Below are 18,629 nucleotides of genomic sequence, written 5' to 3' on the forward strand. Positions count from 1 at the left end.
GGCACTACTTCAGTTCAGGCAAACGGGCTTCGTTTTTCACTTCGGTCTGGGCGACGGCATCAGCGGGAAGTACCACGCGTTGTTTGCTCAACAACTGGCCCATGTTCGCCAGCACACGGTACATCGAATATTCCTCGGTGTATCGGACTTCGGTGTAGCGACGGTTGGCGTTGTAGAGCTCGTTTTCACTGTCCAGCAGGTCGAGCAGGGTGCGTTGGCCGAGGCCGAACTGATCCTGATAGGCGATGCGTACGCGTTTGCTGGTGTCCGCGTATTCACGGGCGGTCGGGGTTTGTTTCTTGGCGTTGACCATGGCGTTCCAGGCCAGGTGAATGTTTTCGTTGAGCTGACGCAGGGCGTTGTTGCGGATGTCCATTGCCTGATTGATCTTGTGCGCATCGGACTGCAGGCGCGCCTTGTCGCTGCCGCCGCGGAACAGGTTGTAGTTCATCACCACGCCGACGCGCCACTCGTTGTCATGGCCTTCTTCGCCGGCAATGTTGTTGTTCGCGCCCACCGCGGCTTCGGCGTCGAAGCGCGGGTAGAACGGCGATTTGGCGACTTCGTACTGGCTCTCGGCCGATTGCACGTCGGCCTGGGCGGATTTCAGGTACGGGTTGTTGTCGACCATGCTTTGCTGGGCTTCTGTCAGCGAGGCCGGCAGTTCGCCACGGATCGACGGTGGGGCTTCGAGTTCATCAGGCAGGCGCCCGACGACAGCGGCGAAGTTCGACTCGGCGTCGGCCAGATCGACTTCAGCGGTGTCTAGGTTGTTTTCCGCCAGTGCCCGACGAGCGGTGGACTGGTCGGCGTCGGCGTTGCTGCCGATCCCACGCTCGGTGCGCAGGCCGATCTGATCGTTGACTCGCAAGTGTGCTTGCAGGTTGTTCTTGGCCAGCGTCACCAGTTCGCGACGCTTGAGCACTTCGAGGTAAACCTCGGTGGTGCGCAGGGCCAGGTCCTGGGCGGTGCCCTGAGCGTAATAGGCGCGGGAGTTGACGACGCCTTTGGTGCGCTCGACTTCGTTGGCGGTGTTGAAGCCGTCGAACAGCATCTGCCGCAGACGCAGTTCCGATTGCGTGTAGTTGAGAATTTCGGTGTGGTGATTGCCCAACGCACGGGTGTTGGTGTTATCGCTGTACCCGCGCCCGTACGCGGCATTCAGGTCAACCGATGGATAAAAACCGCCCTTGGCGACCTTTACGTCTTCATCAGCCGACAGACGGCTGTCCACCCGCGACGCCAGCTCCGGGTGGGTCGTGATGGTGCTCTGGATCGCATCGGTCAACGACATGGCTTGGGCCTGAGAAGTGCAGGCCATGGCCAATAGTATTGCGCTGCAGAGCGGGGTTAAAAGGCGCATGGGTGCATCTCCCTGATTTCCTAATGGTGCTTTATTTGTCGCCAATTATTTGACGACTTTTATAGGTATTCCGTTTCATGGTTTTAACAACAGAGCTAAGAACATTCTACAGAAAACCTAAGAACTATTTCTCATAAAGCTTATGCCAAAAAAAACTTATGCGGTATTCTAATTCCGGCACATTGTTCTCCTCGGAAGCCCTTGTATTATGAGCTTTAGGGTGCTCGTCGGGGCAGAAAAAAAGTTCCAATTCATTCATCGAAAAAAAGCGGAGAAGTGCTGGAGGGGAGGGAAGCGAAGCGGTCTGTGGTGACGGTTTTTTGTCACCCGGATGGTTCAGAACCGTTACGCATCGCTCGCAGGGCTCGTAATTTCGGTCGTTAACCCGTTGTCTTTGATTGCAAAGGGTTTTTATCTCGCACCGTAAATGAGGCCCGTGAGCAATACGCTAGGCGAGATCGTCGCCAGGGAAGCGGTTAATGCAAATAACCCCGCTGACCGGCCTAGACGATCCGCCAGGCAACCCGCTTGAGCCATGAGCATGATCTCCGCAACAAAACAGGTGCCGACAGCGGTTGGCAGCGGAGGAAATGCACATGGCTACGCTCATCGGTATCGTCAGTAAGGTCATCGGTCAGGTATTCGCGGTGGGGAGCGATGGCACCCGACGCGCACTGGTCGAGGGGGACCGGTTGTTTGCCGGTGATCAACTGAATACCGGAGCCGAAGGCGCGGTGGCGGTGCATCTGCAAAATGGCCAGGAACTGACGCTGGGGCGTGGCAGCAGCCTGCAAATGACCCCGCAGTTACTGGCGAATCAATCGCCCCATGTGGACACCGCAGAAACAGTCGCGCCAAGCCAGGAACAACTGACTGACGTCGAGCAGCTGCAAAAAGCCATTGCGGCCGGCGATGACCCGACGCAGACCGCTGAAGCCACGGCGGCTGGTCCGGGTTCGACCGGGCCCGCTGATGGGACGGCCGGTGGCGGCCACAGTTTTGTCATGCTCGAAGAAGTGGGCGGGCGGGTCGATCCGAACATCGGTTTTCCAACCGCCGGTTTCAACGGCATTCCCGAATTTCCCGAAGCACGGCGCGACGGCGATAACAACGGCGACGGCACCCCGGCGGCAGTTGTCACGCCCCCGGTCATCACGCCTCCTGACGTTACACCTCCCGTCAACAACCCGGTCACCCTCAACGGTCTGTCGATCGAGGGCGGCGAACTGACGATCAAGGAAGCCAACCTTGCCGACGGTTCAGCGAGCAATCCTGGTGCACTGACCCAAAACGGTACGTTCACCGTCAACGCACCCGACGGGCTGACCAGTCTGAGCATCGGCGGGATCAGCGTGATCAGTGGTGGTGTGGCCGCGGGTTTCCCACAATCGATCACCACTGCGCTGGGCAGCACACTGACCATCACCGGTTACAACCCGGCCACGGGCGTGGTGAGTTACAGCTACACGCTCAACGGCAGCGAAACGCATTCGGCCGGTGATGGCACCGGTGTCAGTGAACAATTCCCCGTGGTGGTGGGCGATAGCAACGGCGATACGGCGACTGGTTCGCTGGACGTCAACATCACCGACGACGTGCCTCAAGCGATCGACGACAACAACGCCTCGACGTCGTCGGAAACCCTGCCGACGCTGAACGGCAACGTGCTGACCAACGACGTGCAAGGCGCCGACCGTGTGGCCATCGGCCCGAACAGCGGCCCGATCACCCCCGGCACCTTCACCGGTACTTACGGCACCTTGGTGTTGAATGCCAACGGCACTTACACCTACACCCTCAACACCAGCGACGCCGACTTCAAGGCCCTGCACGGCGGTGGCGATGGCACCGAAACCTTCACCTACACCCTGACCGATGCCGACGGCGATACCAGCACCGCCAACCTGGTTTTGCAGATACACAACAACGACGACCCGGTCACGATCGATGGGCTGAACATCGAGGGTGGCGAACTCACAATTTATGAGAAAAATCTCGGCGACGGCAGCACCCCGGATGCCCCGGCCCTGACCCAGAGCGGCACTTTCACCATCACCGCCCTCGACGGTGTGCAGACCCTGACCGTCGGCGGTATCGCCGTGGTCACTGGCGGTGTGAGCGCAGGCTTCCCGCAATCGGTTACGACTCCGCTGGGCAGCACGCTGACCATCACCGGCTACGACGCCACGACTGGCGTGGTCAGTTACAGCTACACCCTGGCAGACCCCGAAACTCACGCGAACGCCAACGGGACCAACACGCTCCCAGAACAGTTCGCCGTCACCGTGGTTGACGACAACGGCACCACCGCCAGTGGCAGCCTGGACGTCAACATCACCGACGACGTGCCTCAAGCGATCGACGACAACAACGCCTCGACGGCCTCGGAAACCCTGCCGACGCTGAACGGCAACGTGCTGACCAACGACGTGCAAGGCGCCGACCGTGTGGCGATCGGCCCGAACAGCGGCCCGATCACCCCCGGCACCTTCACCGGTACTTACGGCACCCTGGTGCTTAACGCCAACGGCACTTACACCTACACCCTCAACACCAGCGATGCCGATTTCAAAGCTCTGCACGGCAATGGTAACGGCACCGAAACCTTCACCTACACCCTGACCGATGCCGACGGTGATACCAGCACCGCGAACCTGGTTTTGCAGATCCACAACAACGACGACCCGGTCACCATCGATGGGCTGAACATCGAGGGTGGCGAACTCACAATTTATGAGAAAAATCTCGGCGACGGCAGCACCCCGGATGCCCCGGCCCTGACCCAGAGCGGCACTTTCACCATCACCGCCCTCGACGGTGTGCAGACCCTGACCGTCGGCGGTATCGCCGTGGTCACTGGCGGTGTGAGCGCAGGCTTCCCGCAATCGGTTACGACTCCGCTGGGCAGCACGCTGACCATCACCGGCTACGACGCCACGACTGGCGTGGTCAGTTACAGCTACACCCTGGCAGACCCCGAAACTCACGCGAACGCCAACGGGACCAACACGCTCCCAGAACAGTTCGCCGTCACCGTGGTTGACGACAACGGCACCACCGCCAGTGGCAGCCTGGACGTCAACATCACCGACGACGTGCCTCAAGCGATCGACGACAACAACGCCTCGACGGCGTCGGAAACCCTGCCGACGCTGAACGGCAACGTGCTGACCAACGACGTGCAAGGCGCCGACCGTGTGGCCATCGGCCCGAACAGTGGCCCGATCACCCCCGGCACCTTCACCGGTACTTACGGCACTCTGGTGCTGAACGCCAACGGCACCTACACCTACACCCTCAACACCAGCGACGCCGATTTCAAAGCCCTGCACGGCGGTGGCGATGGCACCGAAACCTTCACCTACACCCTGACCGATGCCGACGGCGATACCAGCACCGCGAACCTGGTTTTGCAGATCCACAACAACGACGACCCGGTCACGATCGATGGGCTGAACATCGAGGGTGGCGAACTCACGATTTATGAGAAAAACCTCGGCGATGGCAGCAGCCCGGATGCACCGGCGCTGACTCAAAGCGGCACCTTCACCATCACCGCCCTCGACAGTGTGCAGACCCTGACCGTCGGCGGTATCGCCGTGGTCACTGGTGGTGTGAGCGCAGGCTTCCCGCAATCGGTTACCACCCCGCTGGGCAGCACGCTGACCATCACCGGCTACGACGCCACGACTGGCGTGGTCAGTTACAGCTACACCCTGGCAGACCCCGAAACTCACGCGAACGCCAACGGGACCAACACGCTCCCTGAACAATTCGCCGTCACCGTGGTTGACGACAACGGCACCACCGCCAATGGCAGCCTGGACGTCAACATCACCGACGACGTGCCTCAAGCGATCGACGACAACAACGCCTCCACCGCTTCGGAAACCCTGCCGACGCTGAACGGCAACGTGCTGACCAACGACGTGCAAGGCGCCGACCGTGTGGCCATCGGCCCGAACAGTGGCCCGATCACCCCCGGCACCTTCACCGGTACTTACGGCACTCTGGTGCTGAACGCCAACGGCACCTACACCTACACCCTCAACACCAGCGACGCCGACTTCAAGGCCCTGCACGGCAATGGCAACGGCACGGAAACCTTCACCTACACCCTGACCGATGCCGACGGCGATACCAGCACCGCCAACCTGGTGCTGAACATCCACAACAACGATGACGGCGTGACGCTCAACGGCCTCGACGTGTCCGGCGGCGAGCTGACGGTCTACGAGAAAAACCTCACCTATGGCAGCGACCCGGATGCTCCGGCGCTGACCCAGAACGGCACCTTCACCGTCAATGCGCCGGATGGCCTGCAAACCCTGACCGTGGGCGGTATCGCGGTGGTCAGCGGTGGCGTGGCGGCGGGGTTCCCGCAACACACTACTACCGGCACCGGCGCGACCTTCACCATCACCGGTTTTGATTCGACCACCGGCGTGGTGAGCTACAGCTACACCCTGAACTTCACCGACCGTGACCACCCCAACGCCGACGGCGCCAACAGCGTCAGCGAGAACTTTGACGTCGTCGCCACCGACGCCGACGGCAGCACAGCGAGCGGGCAGATCAACGTCAACATCGTCGACGACCTGCCGACCGCCAACCCCGACGCGGTCTCGGTCGCAGAAGGTGGCGTGGTCACCGGCAACGTGCTGTGGAACGACGTCGGCGGCGCCGATGGCCCGGCGGCGGGCGGTGGCGTGGTCGGCGTGCGCGCCGGCTCCGACACGTCGAACCCGGCTTATGGCAACCTCACTAATCAGATCAACGGCACCTACGGCTACCTGACGCTGGACGCCCAAGGCAACGCCGAGTATCACAGCTACCCGAACGCGGTGAGCGGTCCCGGTGCGACCGACGTGTTCACCTACACCTTGCGCGATGCCGACGGTGACGAAAGCACCAGCACGCTCACCATCGACGTGAACAACAGTTGCATCCGCGCGGTCAGCGACACCGACGTGACTGTTTACGAAAAAGCCCTCGACCTGAACCAGGGTGGTCAGGACCTGGCTCCCGGCACCGTCACCGGCAGCGACCCAGGCCACACCGGCGAAACCGCCAGCGGCACCTTGGTCGGTTCGGTCTTCGGTGCCAACGGCGCCGTCACCTACACCCTGGTCGGTAGCGCCACCGGCAATTTCGGTCAGCTCCAGCTCAACTCCAACGGCACCTACACCTACACCCTGACTTCCCCGGCCAGCACCACGCCGCACGCGGACGACGGCGCCAACACCCTGAGCGAAACCTTCACCTATCAGGCCACCGATGCGCTGGGCAACAGCGTTACCAGCACCATCGTGGTCAACATCGTCGATGACGTGCCGAAAGCCGTGCACGACAGCAACGAGTTGACCGCGGCGGAAACCCAGCTGAGCCTCACCGGCAACGTGCTGAGCAATGACGTGCAAGGCGCCGATGTCGTAGCGAGCGGTCCCAACAGCGGCCCGATCACTCCCGGGACTTTTGTCGGCACCTACGGCAACCTGGTGCTGAACGCCAACGGCACCTACACCTACACCCTCAATACCAGTGATGCTGATTTCAAAGCCCTGCACGGCAATGGCAACGGCACGGAAACCTTCACCTACACCCTGACCGATGCCGACGGCGACACCAGCACCGCCAACCTGGTGCTGAACATCCACAACAACGATGACGGCGTGACGCTCAACGGCCTCGAAGTGCCAGGCGGCGAGCTGACGGTCTACGAAAAAAATCTCACCTACGGCAGCGACCCGGATGCACCGGCGCTGACTCAGAGCGGCACCTTCACCGTGACCGCGCTGGATGGCCTGCAAACCCTGGCCGTGGGCGGTATCTCCGTGGTCAGCGGTGGCGTGGCGGCGGGGTTCCCGCAATCGACTGACACCTATTACGGCGCCACTTTCACCATCACCGATTACAACGCCGACACCGGTGTGGTGAGCTACAGCTACACCCTGAACTACGCCGACCGCGAGCATCCCAACGCTGACGGCGCCAACAGCGTCAGCGAGAACTTCAACGTCGTTGCCACCGACACCGACGGCAGCACCGCGACCGGGCAGATCAACGTCAATATCATTGACGACCTTCCGACCGCCAACCCCGACGCAGTCTCTGTCGCAGAGGGCGGCGTAGTCACCGGCAACGTGCTGTGGAACGACGTCGGCGGCGCCGATGGCCCGGCGGCGGGCGGTGGCGTGGTCGGCGTGCGCGTCGGCTCCGACACATCGACCCCGGTCATTGGCGGCCTCAACAGCCAAATCAACGGCACCTACGGTTACCTGACACTGGACGCCCAAGGCAACGCCGAGTACCACAGCTACCCGAACGGCGTGAGCGGCCCCGGTGCGAGCGACGTGTTCACCTACACCTTGCGCGATGCCGACGGTGACGAAAGCACCAGCACCCTTACCATCGACGTGAACAACAGCTGCATCCGCGCGTTCAGCGACAGCGACGTGACGGTCTATGAAAAAGCCCTCGACATCGTCAAGGACGGCCAGGATCTGTCGGCTGGCTACGCCCTCGGTAGCGAACCAGGGCATACCGGCGAAACCGCCAGCGGCACGCTGGTGGGTTCGGTCTTCGGTGGCAGCGGTAACGTCACCTACACCCTGGTCGGCGGCACGTTCGGCAACTACGGACAGATCCTGCTCAACCCCAACGGCACCTACACCTACACCCTGACCAACCCGGTCAACACCACGCCGCACGCGAACGATGGCGCCAATACCCTGAGCGAGTCTTTCACCTATCAGGCCACCGACGCGCTGGGCAACAGCGTCACCAGTACCATCGTAATCAACATTGTCGACGACGTGCCCACAGCACACGCTGACGCGATTCCGGTTACTGAGGGTGGCGTGGTCACCGGAAACGTGTTGTGGAACGACGTCGGCGGCGCCGATGGCCCGGCGGCGGGCGGTGGCGTGGTCGGAGTGCGCGCCGGCTCCGACACCTCGACCCCGGCACTTGGCGGTCTCAACAACCCGATCAATGGCACCTACGGCTACCTGACGCTTGATTCTCACGGCAACGCCGAGTACCACAGCTACCCGAACGGCGTAAGCGGCCCCGGTGCGAGCGATGTCTTCACCTATACCCTGCGCGACGCCGACGGTGATGAAAGCACCACCACCATCACCATCGACGTGAACAACAACTGCATCCGCGCGGTCAGCGACACCGACGTGACCGTCTACGAAAAAGCGCTCGACCTGAGCAAGGACGGCCAGGATCTGGCCGCCGGCAGCGTCACCGGCAGCGAGCCGGGTCATACCGGCGAAACCGCCAGCGGCACACTGGTCGGGTCAGTCTTCGGTGCCAGCGGCGCCGTCACCTATACCCTGATCGGCAGCGCCACCGGTACTTACGGTCAGATCCTGTTGAGCGCCGACGGCACTTACACCTACACCCTGACCTCGGCACCGAAAACCGCGCCGGGTGCCAACGATGGCGCCAATACCCTGAGCGAAAGCTTCACTTACAAAGCCACCGATGCACTGGGCAACAGCACCACCAGCACCATCGTGGTCAACATCGTCGATGACGTGCCCAAAGCCGTGGCTTCCGAGCGTTCAGTGTCCGCCGTGGAGATCGATTCCAACCTGCTGCTGGTGATCGACGTGTCCGGCAGTATGGGCGACGCCTCTGGCGTACCGGGCCTGTCGCGATTGGCGCTGGCCAAGCAGGCGATCAGTGCCTTGCTCGACAAGTACGACGACCTCGGCGATGTCAAAGTGCAGATCGTCACCTTCAGCAGCGGCGCCACCGACAAGACCCCGATCTGGGTCGATGTCGCGACGGCCAAGTCGATCATCTCCGGTCTGACGGCGGGTGGTAACACCGACTACGACGACGCCGTGGCGATGGCGAAAACGGCGTTCGCCACCAGTGGCAAACTCACCGGGGCGCAGAACGTCGGTTATTTCTTCTCTGACGGGAAGCCCAACGAAGGGGATATCGGGACACAGGACGAAGCGTCCTGGAAAGCCTTCCTCGAGACCAATGCCATCAAGAACTACGCGATTGGCCTGGGTAGCGGTGTCAGCAACAGCAACCTCGATCCAGTGGCTTATGACGGCAGCACCAAGACCAATACCAACGCGGTGGTCGTCACCGATCTCAATCAACTGAACTCGGTGCTGTCGGGCACCGTGGTCGGCGCACCGGTGACCGGTTCGCTGCTGGGCGAGGGCGGTACGTTCGGTGCCGATGGCGGTTTCATCAAAACCATCACTGTCGACGGCACCACCTACACCTATGACCCCAAAGGCCTTAGCAACCAGGGTTCGCTGATTTCCACCGGTGGTACCAATCACGGCACCTTCAACACGGTTAACAACTCGCTGAGCATCGCCACTAATGGCAAGGGCACCCTGGTGGTGAACCTGGATACCGGCGAGTACAGCTACGTTTCGCAGAAAGCCACGTCGGTGTTGATCACCGAAAACATCGGGTTCACGGTCAGTGACAAGGATGGCGATCTCGCCAGTTCGAATCTGGTAGTGAAAGTCGTTCCGAATGCGGCACCGCTGGCGGTCGATGATCACATCATCACCAACGTGCTCTCGAACAATGTGACGGTGCCGGGCGAATTGTTGCTGGCCAACGACACTGATTCCAATAGCGATTCGCTTAGCCCGTCGTCGACCAGCTTCAACACCGGCTGGATTTCCAAGGCTGCGGACTTCACCGGCACTGGCGCCATCACCTTCAATGGCACCAGTTCAAACGTAGCGGCCAATCAGACTCTGGGCAACGTACGCAGCGCGTTCGCGGCCAATGCCGCGACCATGACCGCCGTTTTGGTGGTCAGCGGTTACCTGGGGTCGGCCAGCAACGCCCAATCCAACATCAACGATGAGGACCGCTTCTCCGTCAACCTGAAGCAGGGTGAAACCCTGACCCTGAATCACAACCTTGATGCCGGGCATGTGGCCATGGAGTATTCGCTCAACGGCGGGTCGTGGATCAACCTCGCGGACGGCCAAACCCTGACGGCATTGGCGGATGGGACTTACCAGGTCCACATCACCAACATCGCCAACACCAGTGGCAGCAACCCCAATGCGGCGGAAAACTACCAGCTGACCATGAACCTCAACTATGCCGGTGGTCACGACGTCACGCCGGACTACCACGGCACCTACACTGCCAATGACACCCATGGCGGCAGTGACAGTGCCAACGTCAATATCAGCTATCAGGACGGCCACACCCTCACCGGGACGGCGGACAATGACACGCTGATCGCGGGCGAAGGCAACAACATCCTCAATGCCGGTGACGGCAACGACATCCTCACCGCAGGCAACGGCAACAATGAGTTGCACGGCGGCGCCGGCAAAGACTTGCTGTACAGCGGCTTGGGCAACGACCTGCTCGACGGCGGCACTGGCAGCGACACCGCCAGCTACGCCCATGCCACGGCCGGGGTCAAAGTCGACCTGAGCCTGCTCACCGGGCAGAACACCCTCGGTGCCGGGACCGACACCCTGACGGGGATCGAAAACCTCACCGGCTCCAACTTCAACGACACCCTCACTGGTGACAACAACAGCAACGTCATCACCGGTGGCCTGGGCAACGACGTGCTCAACGGTGGCGGCGGCGATGACTTCCTGATCGGTGGCCTGGGCAACAACACCCTCACCGGCGGCAGCGGTGCCGACACCTTCGAGTGGCTCAAGGGCAACAGCGGTCACGACGTCATCACCGACTTCGCACCCGGCACCGACAAGCTCGACCTGTCGCAACTGCTGCAAGGGGAAAACGGCACGACGGCGTCACTGGATGACTACCTGCACTTCACCGTCAGCGGCAGCGGCGCGTCAGTGATGACCAGCATCGATGTCAGCGCCATGGCCGGCGCGGCACCGAACCAGACGATCGATCTGGCGGGTGTCAACCTGGCCAGTCATTACGGTGTGACGCCGGGGGCGGGCGGGGTGATTGGCGGTGCGGATACAGCCACCATCATCAACGGCATGCTAAATGACCATTCGTTGAAGGTGGATACGGTGTGATTTGAAGAATAAAACCGCCATTCCTGTTCTCAGGAATGGCGGTGGCTTGATGATCATGTTGTGTGGGTTACGGTAAAGATCTAGCTCTGAAATTATCCATGCTGTAATCGTTACCGTTCCAACTCGACTCTGCTGTGGCGGTGAATGAGTGCGTGCTTCAGTTCATGTTGTTGATCGTGTATGTCTGAGAGCTGCTCTCGCCGATTTTCAGTACCCGTTTGATATTTCAGGGATGTGAAACTCAGGCAGTTGTGGGGTTGCTTGCGTTGCCATGATTGAATCTCCTGGCATTTAATAGGGTGCGAAGGGATTACTCGATTTTACTCGACGCGTCTTACTCTGAAATTGTCGATTGAAAAATCATTGCCTTTCCATTGGCGAGTGAGATTTCTGAGGCTTACTCTAACCGTGGCTGATTGGGCGACTGCTCTATTAGATGCGATGCTTTTCCAGGAAGTGTTAGAAATTGAATAGATTGGACCTATGCCGTCAAATGCAAGAATAAGTTGGGGTGGGTTAGGGTCTCGTCCTGCTATATTGTTGGTCCTTGTATCGATCGTAAATTGATAGGTCATTCCAGGTATTACGGAGAATGTTTTTTCTAAAATCATGCCGTCATGGTTGTCGCCAGGGGCGGATGTATCATTGGATAGATAAAAACCACCGCTAATGTCTTCAACAAACTGAATATCTCTTGCTCCCTGCCCCTTTGTCCATCCTCCCAATGTATTGTCGTTGAAGTCTGTGAGTTCATCGAGATCATTAAGTTGGGTTTTGATGGGGGTTGTTAATGACGGAAATGCTGTGGCGGTTGATATGTCTGAGCTACCGTAGTAGGTAATAAGGTCTTCTAATGTGGCCGTTGAGTTGTAAGATAGTGCAGTCAGTTGGCTTCCGGGGATTCGTTCAAGTAAGCGATTATCAAACTGCAACGCGGAAACTTCATGATCTTCGAGTATGTTTGTTGTTAGGGGTGGATATAGCTCGGTCTGGCTAGCTAATCTCAACCATATTTGCGAAGGCGTCCATTTTTCAACAATGGCAGATATCTTGCCTTGATGCGTAGTCAGGTCAAGTACATTGTCATCGTCGGCTTCAGGGACTTCCGGCTTGGGAAGTTGGGGGGCAGTATTGGGTAAGGGTTTTTTTTCAAATAGCACGGTAAGTACACCTCGTTGAGCGAACGCCCATTGATGATTTCGGCGTGTACTTTTTATTGTTTTCTCCTTTGGCACTATTGACTACTGTCAGAAATGTCAGGTTTGACTGAAAGCCGATGAGTGGTCGACGCGAACAAGGCGCTTTATGAATGAGTCTGTATCAGCCGAGCCAACAAAGTCCGGCAATGTTTTTTGTAAGTAGAGGAGCTTGTTTTGTCTGCGAAGAAGGATCAAGGTCCTTCATGGCTATTGGCAAGCCTGGCATTTACATCGGCTCAGGTGGTCCGATCAATCTCCCCATCACCCCGAACACCCCCAGTTCCCGGATCGCCTCCAACTCCCCCCGGGTCTCGACCATCTCCGCAATCAACGGCAAATCAATGCTGTTGGTCGCTCTGAAGATCGCTTCGATAAACAGCCGTTTGTCTCGCTGCTCATCGATGTGCCGTATGTAAGCCCCGTCGATTTTCAGATAAGCCAGGCCCAATTGGGTCAGGTTGCCGATCTGGCTGAAGCTGCCGCCAAAATGCTGCAGGCCGATGCGGTAACCGGTGTCGAGCAGGCTGTGGCTCAGACGCTGCAATTCGGCCGGCGGCGGCAGTTGGCATTCGTCGATTTCCAGGGTCAGCAGTGGCGCGAGTTCTGGCAGGGAATCGAGCATCTCGAAAATCAGCTTCAGGTGCTCCGGATCGCGCAGGGTGCTGCCGGACAGGCTCAGCGCCAGGGGCCAGCGATTGACGGCCAGGTAATCGAGGGTCGCTTCGAGCATGGCCAGGTCAAACCGCGCCGACCAGCCGAGGCGCTCGATCCAAGGCAGGAACTGCCTGGCAGCAATCGCTTCACCCTGCGGGTCGAGCAGGCGCGCGAGGACTTTGTGGTGCAGTAGTTGACTGGTGTCGGCGCATTGCACCACCGGTTGAAAATACAGCAGTAACTTGCCTTCAGTCAGGGCGTCATCAATCCAGGTGCGCCAGTCGTATTGAGACAGGTGCTGTGTAGCCTCGCGATGGCTCAGCAAAATCCACGGGCGCTCGGGATGTTGGCTGGCCTCGCTCAACGCTTGATCAAGGCGCATCAGTACATCGCCAGGCGACTCGCCGGGATGGTAAGCAACGATCCCCAACTGCGCCACGGGCGTGCAATCACTGGCGCCGGTCATGCGCAGGTTTTCCAGCGTGGCGCTGATCTCGGCGGCCAGACGTGCGGCATCCTCGGTACTCAGGCCTTGAGTCAGCAAGCTGAATTCGCCCCCGCGATTGCGCGCCGCCAACCAGTTTCGCCGTTCCGGCAGACCAGTCAGACGCTTGAGCAGTTCGCCGACCGTGCTGATCAAGGCATCGGTGCGCTGGCCGCCAAGACGCTGGTTAAGCCCGGCGAGGTCATTGAGGCGCAACATCAACAAATGGCCGTCGCCGTTTTGCTCGGCGACCAGCAAACGGTCGGCCAGTTGCTCATCGAGCAGTCGTCGGTTCGCCAACCCGGTCAGGCTGTCTTGATAGGACTCCTTGCGCAATCGATCACTGCGCGCCGCCTCTTCGTTGAACAACGCCTTGAGCTTTTCGACCATCTGGTTCATCGCCAGCACCACGCGCTTCAACTCCGGAGTGCGCGGCAGTTTCGGCAGGCTTAAAAACTCGCGTTTGCTGATGGCTTCAGCTTGTTTGACCATTTTGTCGAGCGGCCGCAACTGGCGACGTAACAGCCAGCCGCCAAACACGGCGCTAAGCAATCCGCAGATCAGCAACCAGATCAGGCTGCCAACGGTGCTGTCCCAGAGTTTGGCCAGGGCGAACTGCGGATTGCTCAGCACTTCGACCCGTGCTGCTTGCTCCCATCCGCGCATGATCAACGCGTCGCCCCCTTCATGGCGCAGGTTGACCAGACGGACAAACCAACCGGGCACGCCCTCGATTCGCGCCGCAGCGCTGCGCTCCACCAAGACCTGCTGACCCTCGACATCGACGATGCGGATGTTGCTGAAATAGCCACTGTCGAAAATCGAGCTGACCATCAGCTCCATCATCGCCGGGTCATCGATCTGCGTCGTCAACGACAAGCCCAGGGCGGTGGCGGCGTCCTGGGCGTGGGAGCGCAATTGGCCGAGCATCTGCTCGCGAGAGCTTTCCAGGCTGACAAAAAAACTGCCGCTGAAGGCCACCAGCAAGAACAGGCAAATAGCGAGAAACAACTGATTGCGCAGTTTCATGGAGTGCTCCTTGCGGCGTCTGCACATACTTGCGGCTGGCCCGGACGCAATTCAATCCAGCCAATAGGAAAGCAGGAATCCGCCGGACCGACGTTACAGCGTTAGCCATGCTGGATGACGCAGACTGGCCGCTGGAGGGACGGATGGAATCAGTCTAGGTGGTGTTTGATGAATGGCGGGCAGGTCGTTGGACGAAGAACTTACGCATAATCGTTTTTGTGGCGAGGGAGCTTGCTCCCGCTGGGTTGCGAAGCGACCCCAATTACTGTTGCGACTGCTGCGCAGTCGAGCGGGAGCAAGCTCCCTCGGCACAAAAAAAATTGAGGTTCAGGACTTGCGCAGGGTTTTCTGCCGCAGGATGTAAGTCGTCACCAGCACGGCACTGGTCAACATGAACCCGCGTGCCCAGGGCAGGGGCACCAGGTAGCAGGAAAACAGGATGCTCGCCCACATCAGGCCGATGGCGTAGACCTTGCCCTTGAGCGGGATGCCATTACCTTCGAGGTAATCGCGGATCCAAGGCCCAAGCCGGGGATGATCTACCAGCCAATGGTAAAAACGCGGAGAACTGCGAGCGAAGCACGCGGCTGCCAGCAACAGGAAAGGAGTAGTGGGCAGTACCGGCAGGAAAATACCGATCACCCCCAGCACTACGCTCAGCCAGCCAATGGCCAGCAGCACGTAGCGCAACATCAGGGAGCGGTTGCCTATGGGGTTGTCCATAGGCAGAACCTTAGTGGTGACGTGGCTTGAGGATCGCCGGTTTTTCGTCTGGTGCGTTGCACAGCAGGTACAGCGCAGTCAGGGCTTCCGGGATCTGCACGATCATGTCGTCCATCAGGTTGGCATCGGCGGCAATGTCGGAGAACTCCGGTTGCTCGTCGAACAGGCCCGAACCGACCATGATCGGCAGCAGCATTTCGCTGACTTCGTCTTCGGCGGTTTCAAACCAGGCTTCTTCGCGCAGGAACACGCCTTCCATGAAGCCGATGCACCAGCCGCGCAAGTCGGAATCGTCCGGGTCTTCGCCCAGGTCCAGGTCGCAAGGCAACTCGAACTCTTCATCGGAGGCCAGTTGACGGGCGATGTGGGCCTTGAGGGCCAGCAGCGTGGATTCGATCGCTTCACGCTCGGTGTCGTCGGCGTAGTGCGGCTCTTCGGCGAAGAGGGCGTCGATCCACTCACGATCAGGAACGACCTCGGAACAGATGGACAGCGCGGTGAGGTAGCCGTGAGCGGCCACGTAGTCCAGCGCCTCGTCATGCAGTTCATCGGCGTCGAGGAAGACTTGCAGGCGGGTTAGTTGCTCAGCGAAGGACATTAAAGGGCTACCTTGGGGAATATTCGATGCGGGAATTCTAGGCCTTCTTGAGCGCTTGGGCCAGCCGCGCGGCATATTTGAACAACGCATTCCCTGTAGGAGCTGCCGCAGGCTGCGATCTTTTGACCTTGTCTTTAAAAAAATCAAAAGATCGCAGCCTGCGGCAGCTCCTACAAAGGTCATCTTCATCGCTCTTATCAGCGGCACCCTTTGCCGGACAGTGCTCGGGTATACTCGCGCGTTTTGTGATGCCCTGCTGGCATCGCGGCTGAAATGTGAAGCGTCATGCAATGCGCCCTTACGATTTGTCGGTGCAGCACGGCAGTTTCTGAACCAGCCTTGCAGGGATGTTTCGGTGATTTTTGGAGTTTCTATGCTCGAACAGGCTCAACGCGTCCTCAAGGACATCTTCGGCTACGACAGTTTCCGTGGCCGCCAGGGTGCAATCATTGAGCGCGTGGCCAGTGGCGGCGATGCCCTGGTCCTGATGCCTACCGGTGGCGGCAAATCCCTGTGCTTCCAGGTGCCAGCGCTGTTGCGCGAAGGCTTGGCGGTGGTGGTATCGCCGTTGATCGCCTTGATGGACGACCAGGTCGCGACCCTCGAAGAACTGGGCGTTGCCGCAGCAGCGTTGAACTCAACCCTCAGCGCCGAGCAACAGCGTGACCTGGCAGCACGGATCAAGCGCGGCGAAGTGAAAATGCTTTACCTCGCCCCGGAACGCCTGGTTCAGCCGCGCATGCTGAACTTCCTGCAAGGGCTGAACATTGCCCTGTTCGCCATCGACGAAGCGCATTGCGTATCGCAATGGGGCCATGACTTCCGCCCGGAATACCTGCAACTGGGCCAGTTGGCGGAAATGTTCCCCGACGTGCCGCGCATCGCCCTGACCGCCACCGCTGACAAGCGCACTCGGGAAGAAATCGTCACCCGCCTGCATTTGCAAAACGCCGAGCGTTTCCTGTCGAGCTTCGACCGTCCGAACATCTTTTATCGCATTGTGCCCAAGGAACAGCCGCGCAAGCAGTTGCTGGCGTTCCTCGCCGAACGACGCAGTGATGCCGGCATCGTCTATTGCCTGTCGCGCAAAAAGGTCGAGGAAGTGGCTGCGTTCCTCAGCGAGCAAGGCTTCCCGGCGCTGCCGTACCACGCGGGTCTGCCCAACGATTTGCGCGCCTATCACCAGAAGCGCTTCCTCAACGAGGAAGGGCTGATCATGGTCGCCACCGTGGCGTTCGGCATGGGTATCGACAAACCCAACGTGCGGTTTGTCGCGCACCTCGATTTGCCGAAATCCTTGGAAGCCTACTACCAGGAAACCGGGCGCGGCGGCCGTGACGGCTTGCCGGCCGATGCCTGGATGGCCTACGGCCTGCAAGACGTGGTGATGCTCAAGCAGATGCTGCAAAACTCCGAAGGCGACGAACGCCACAAGCGTCTGGAGCAGCACAAGCTCGACGCCATGCTGTCGCTGTGCGAAGAAACCCGCTGCCGCCGCCAGACCTTGCTGGCCTACTTCGACGAAGACATGCCCGAGCCCTGCGGCCATTGCGACAACTGTGTCGATGGCGTGCAAACCTGGGACGCCACCGAGCCGGCGCGTCAGGCACTTTCAGCAATCTATCGCACCGGCCAGCGCTACGGCGTCGGGCATCTGGTGGATGTCTTGCTGGGCAAGGACAACGAAAAAATCCGCAGCTTCGGGCATCAGCACCTCTCGGTTTACGGCGTCGGCAAAGCAATGGCCGAGGGCGAATGGCGTTCGCTCTTCCGGCAGCTGGTTGCCCGTGGGCTGGCCGACATCGATCTGGAAGGTTACGGCGGCCTGCGCCTGAGTGACACTTGCCGACCACTGCTCAAGGGCGAAGTGACCCTGGAACTGCGCCGCGACCTCAAGCCACAAACCACGGCGAAAAGCAGCAAGAGCCAGGCGAGCCAACTGGTACGTGGCGAAGAGCGCGAACAGTGGGAAGCCTTGCGCGCGCTGCGGCGCAAACTCGCCGAAGAGCATGGCGTGCCGCCATACGTCATTTTCCCGGATTCAACCTTGCTGGAAATGCTCCGCAGCCAACCGACCACGCTCGCGGAAATGGCCACGGTCAGTGGCGTCGGCGCACGCAAACTCGAGCGTTACGGCGAGGCCTTCCTCGAAGTGCTCGGCGGTCAGGTCGAGGCACCGAAAGCAGTGGCCGACGTACGCCATGAACTCATCACATTGGCGCGTGCCGGCATGACGCCGCTGCAAATCGCCGGTCAGCTGCAATGCTCGGAAAAGAACGTCTACGCCATGCTCGCCGAAGCCATTGGCAAGCAACAGTTATCGCTGGAACAAGCGCTGGATCTGCCCGAAGATCTGATGGGCGAAGTCCAGGATGCGTTCCTCGACGGTGAAGGCGAATTACCGCCAGTGTCGGAGATTTCCGCATTGTTTGCGGGACGAGTGCCGGAAGGTGTTTTGTACTGCGTCCGGGCCGCGCTGCAATCCGAATTCGAGATTTGAGCGGCCGGTTTCACTGATGTAACGATTCACTACAGATCAAGCCTTGCCTGAAAG

The 18,629-nt window shown here is 59.9% G+C and carries 7 protein-coding genes; 2 read left to right on the forward strand and 5 right to left on the reverse strand.

Features of this window, described 5'->3' with window-relative positions; translation table 11 throughout:
• Nucleotides 1-4: 4 nt before the first annotated feature.
• Nucleotides 5-1,363, reverse strand: a complete 1,359-nt coding sequence (locus NL64_RS00475; protein ID WP_034146207.1) for a TolC family outer membrane protein — start codon at nt 1,361-1,363, stop codon at nt 5-7.
• 596 nt (nt 1,364-1,959) lie between these two features.
• Between NL64_RS00475 and NL64_RS00480 the strand changes: the two genes are divergently transcribed.
• Nucleotides 1,960-11,388 (forward strand): retention module-containing protein, encoded by a 9,429-nt coding sequence (locus NL64_RS00480; RefSeq protein ID WP_034146208.1) that lies wholly within the window; start codon nt 1,960-1,962, stop codon nt 11,386-11,388.
• A gap of 320 nt (nt 11,389-11,708) precedes the next feature.
• Here the strand turns inward: NL64_RS00480 and NL64_RS29980 are convergent, their stop codons facing one another.
• The 4 genes from NL64_RS29980 to NL64_RS00495 all read right to left on the reverse strand — a co-directional run bounded on the left by NL64_RS29980 (nt 11,709) and on the right by NL64_RS00495 (nt 16,075).
• Nucleotides 11,709-12,548: a hypothetical protein gene (locus tag NL64_RS29980; RefSeq protein WP_155292699.1), complete on the reverse strand. Its 840-nt coding sequence runs from the start codon at nt 12,546-12,548 to the stop codon at nt 11,709-11,711.
• 265 nt (nt 12,549-12,813) lie between these two features.
• The gene (lapD, locus tag NL64_RS00485; RefSeq protein WP_034146209.1) at nt 12,814-14,754 is read right to left on the reverse strand and encodes a cyclic di-GMP receptor LapD; all 1,941 of its coding nucleotides are present in this window, start codon (nt 14,752-14,754) and stop codon (nt 12,814-12,816) included.
• Nucleotides 14,755-15,081: 327 nt separating this feature from the next.
• Entirely contained in the window at nt 15,082-15,477 is a 396-nt protein-coding gene (locus NL64_RS00490) for a YbaN family protein (protein ID WP_034146210.1), read from the reverse strand.
• A 10-nt stretch (nt 15,478-15,487) separates the two neighbouring features.
• A complete protein-coding gene (locus NL64_RS00495; RefSeq protein WP_034146211.1) occupies nt 15,488-16,075 on the reverse strand; it encodes a YecA family protein in 588 nt (195 codons plus the stop codon).
• A gap of 373 nt (nt 16,076-16,448) precedes the next feature.
• Here NL64_RS00495 and recQ point away from each other — a divergent pair, with 373 nt between their 5' ends.
• The gene (gene recQ / locus NL64_RS00500) at nt 16,449-18,575 is read left to right on the forward strand and encodes a DNA helicase RecQ (protein ID WP_034146212.1); all 2,127 of its coding nucleotides are present in this window, start codon (nt 16,449-16,451) and stop codon (nt 18,573-18,575) included.
• The last annotated feature ends 54 nt before the right edge of the window (nt 18,576-18,629 follow it).

Origin of the sequence: Pseudomonas fluorescens (assembly GCF_000802965.1) — a bacterium.
Classification (GTDB): Bacteria; Pseudomonadota; Gammaproteobacteria; order Pseudomonadales; family Pseudomonadaceae; genus Aquipseudomonas; species Aquipseudomonas fluorescens_A.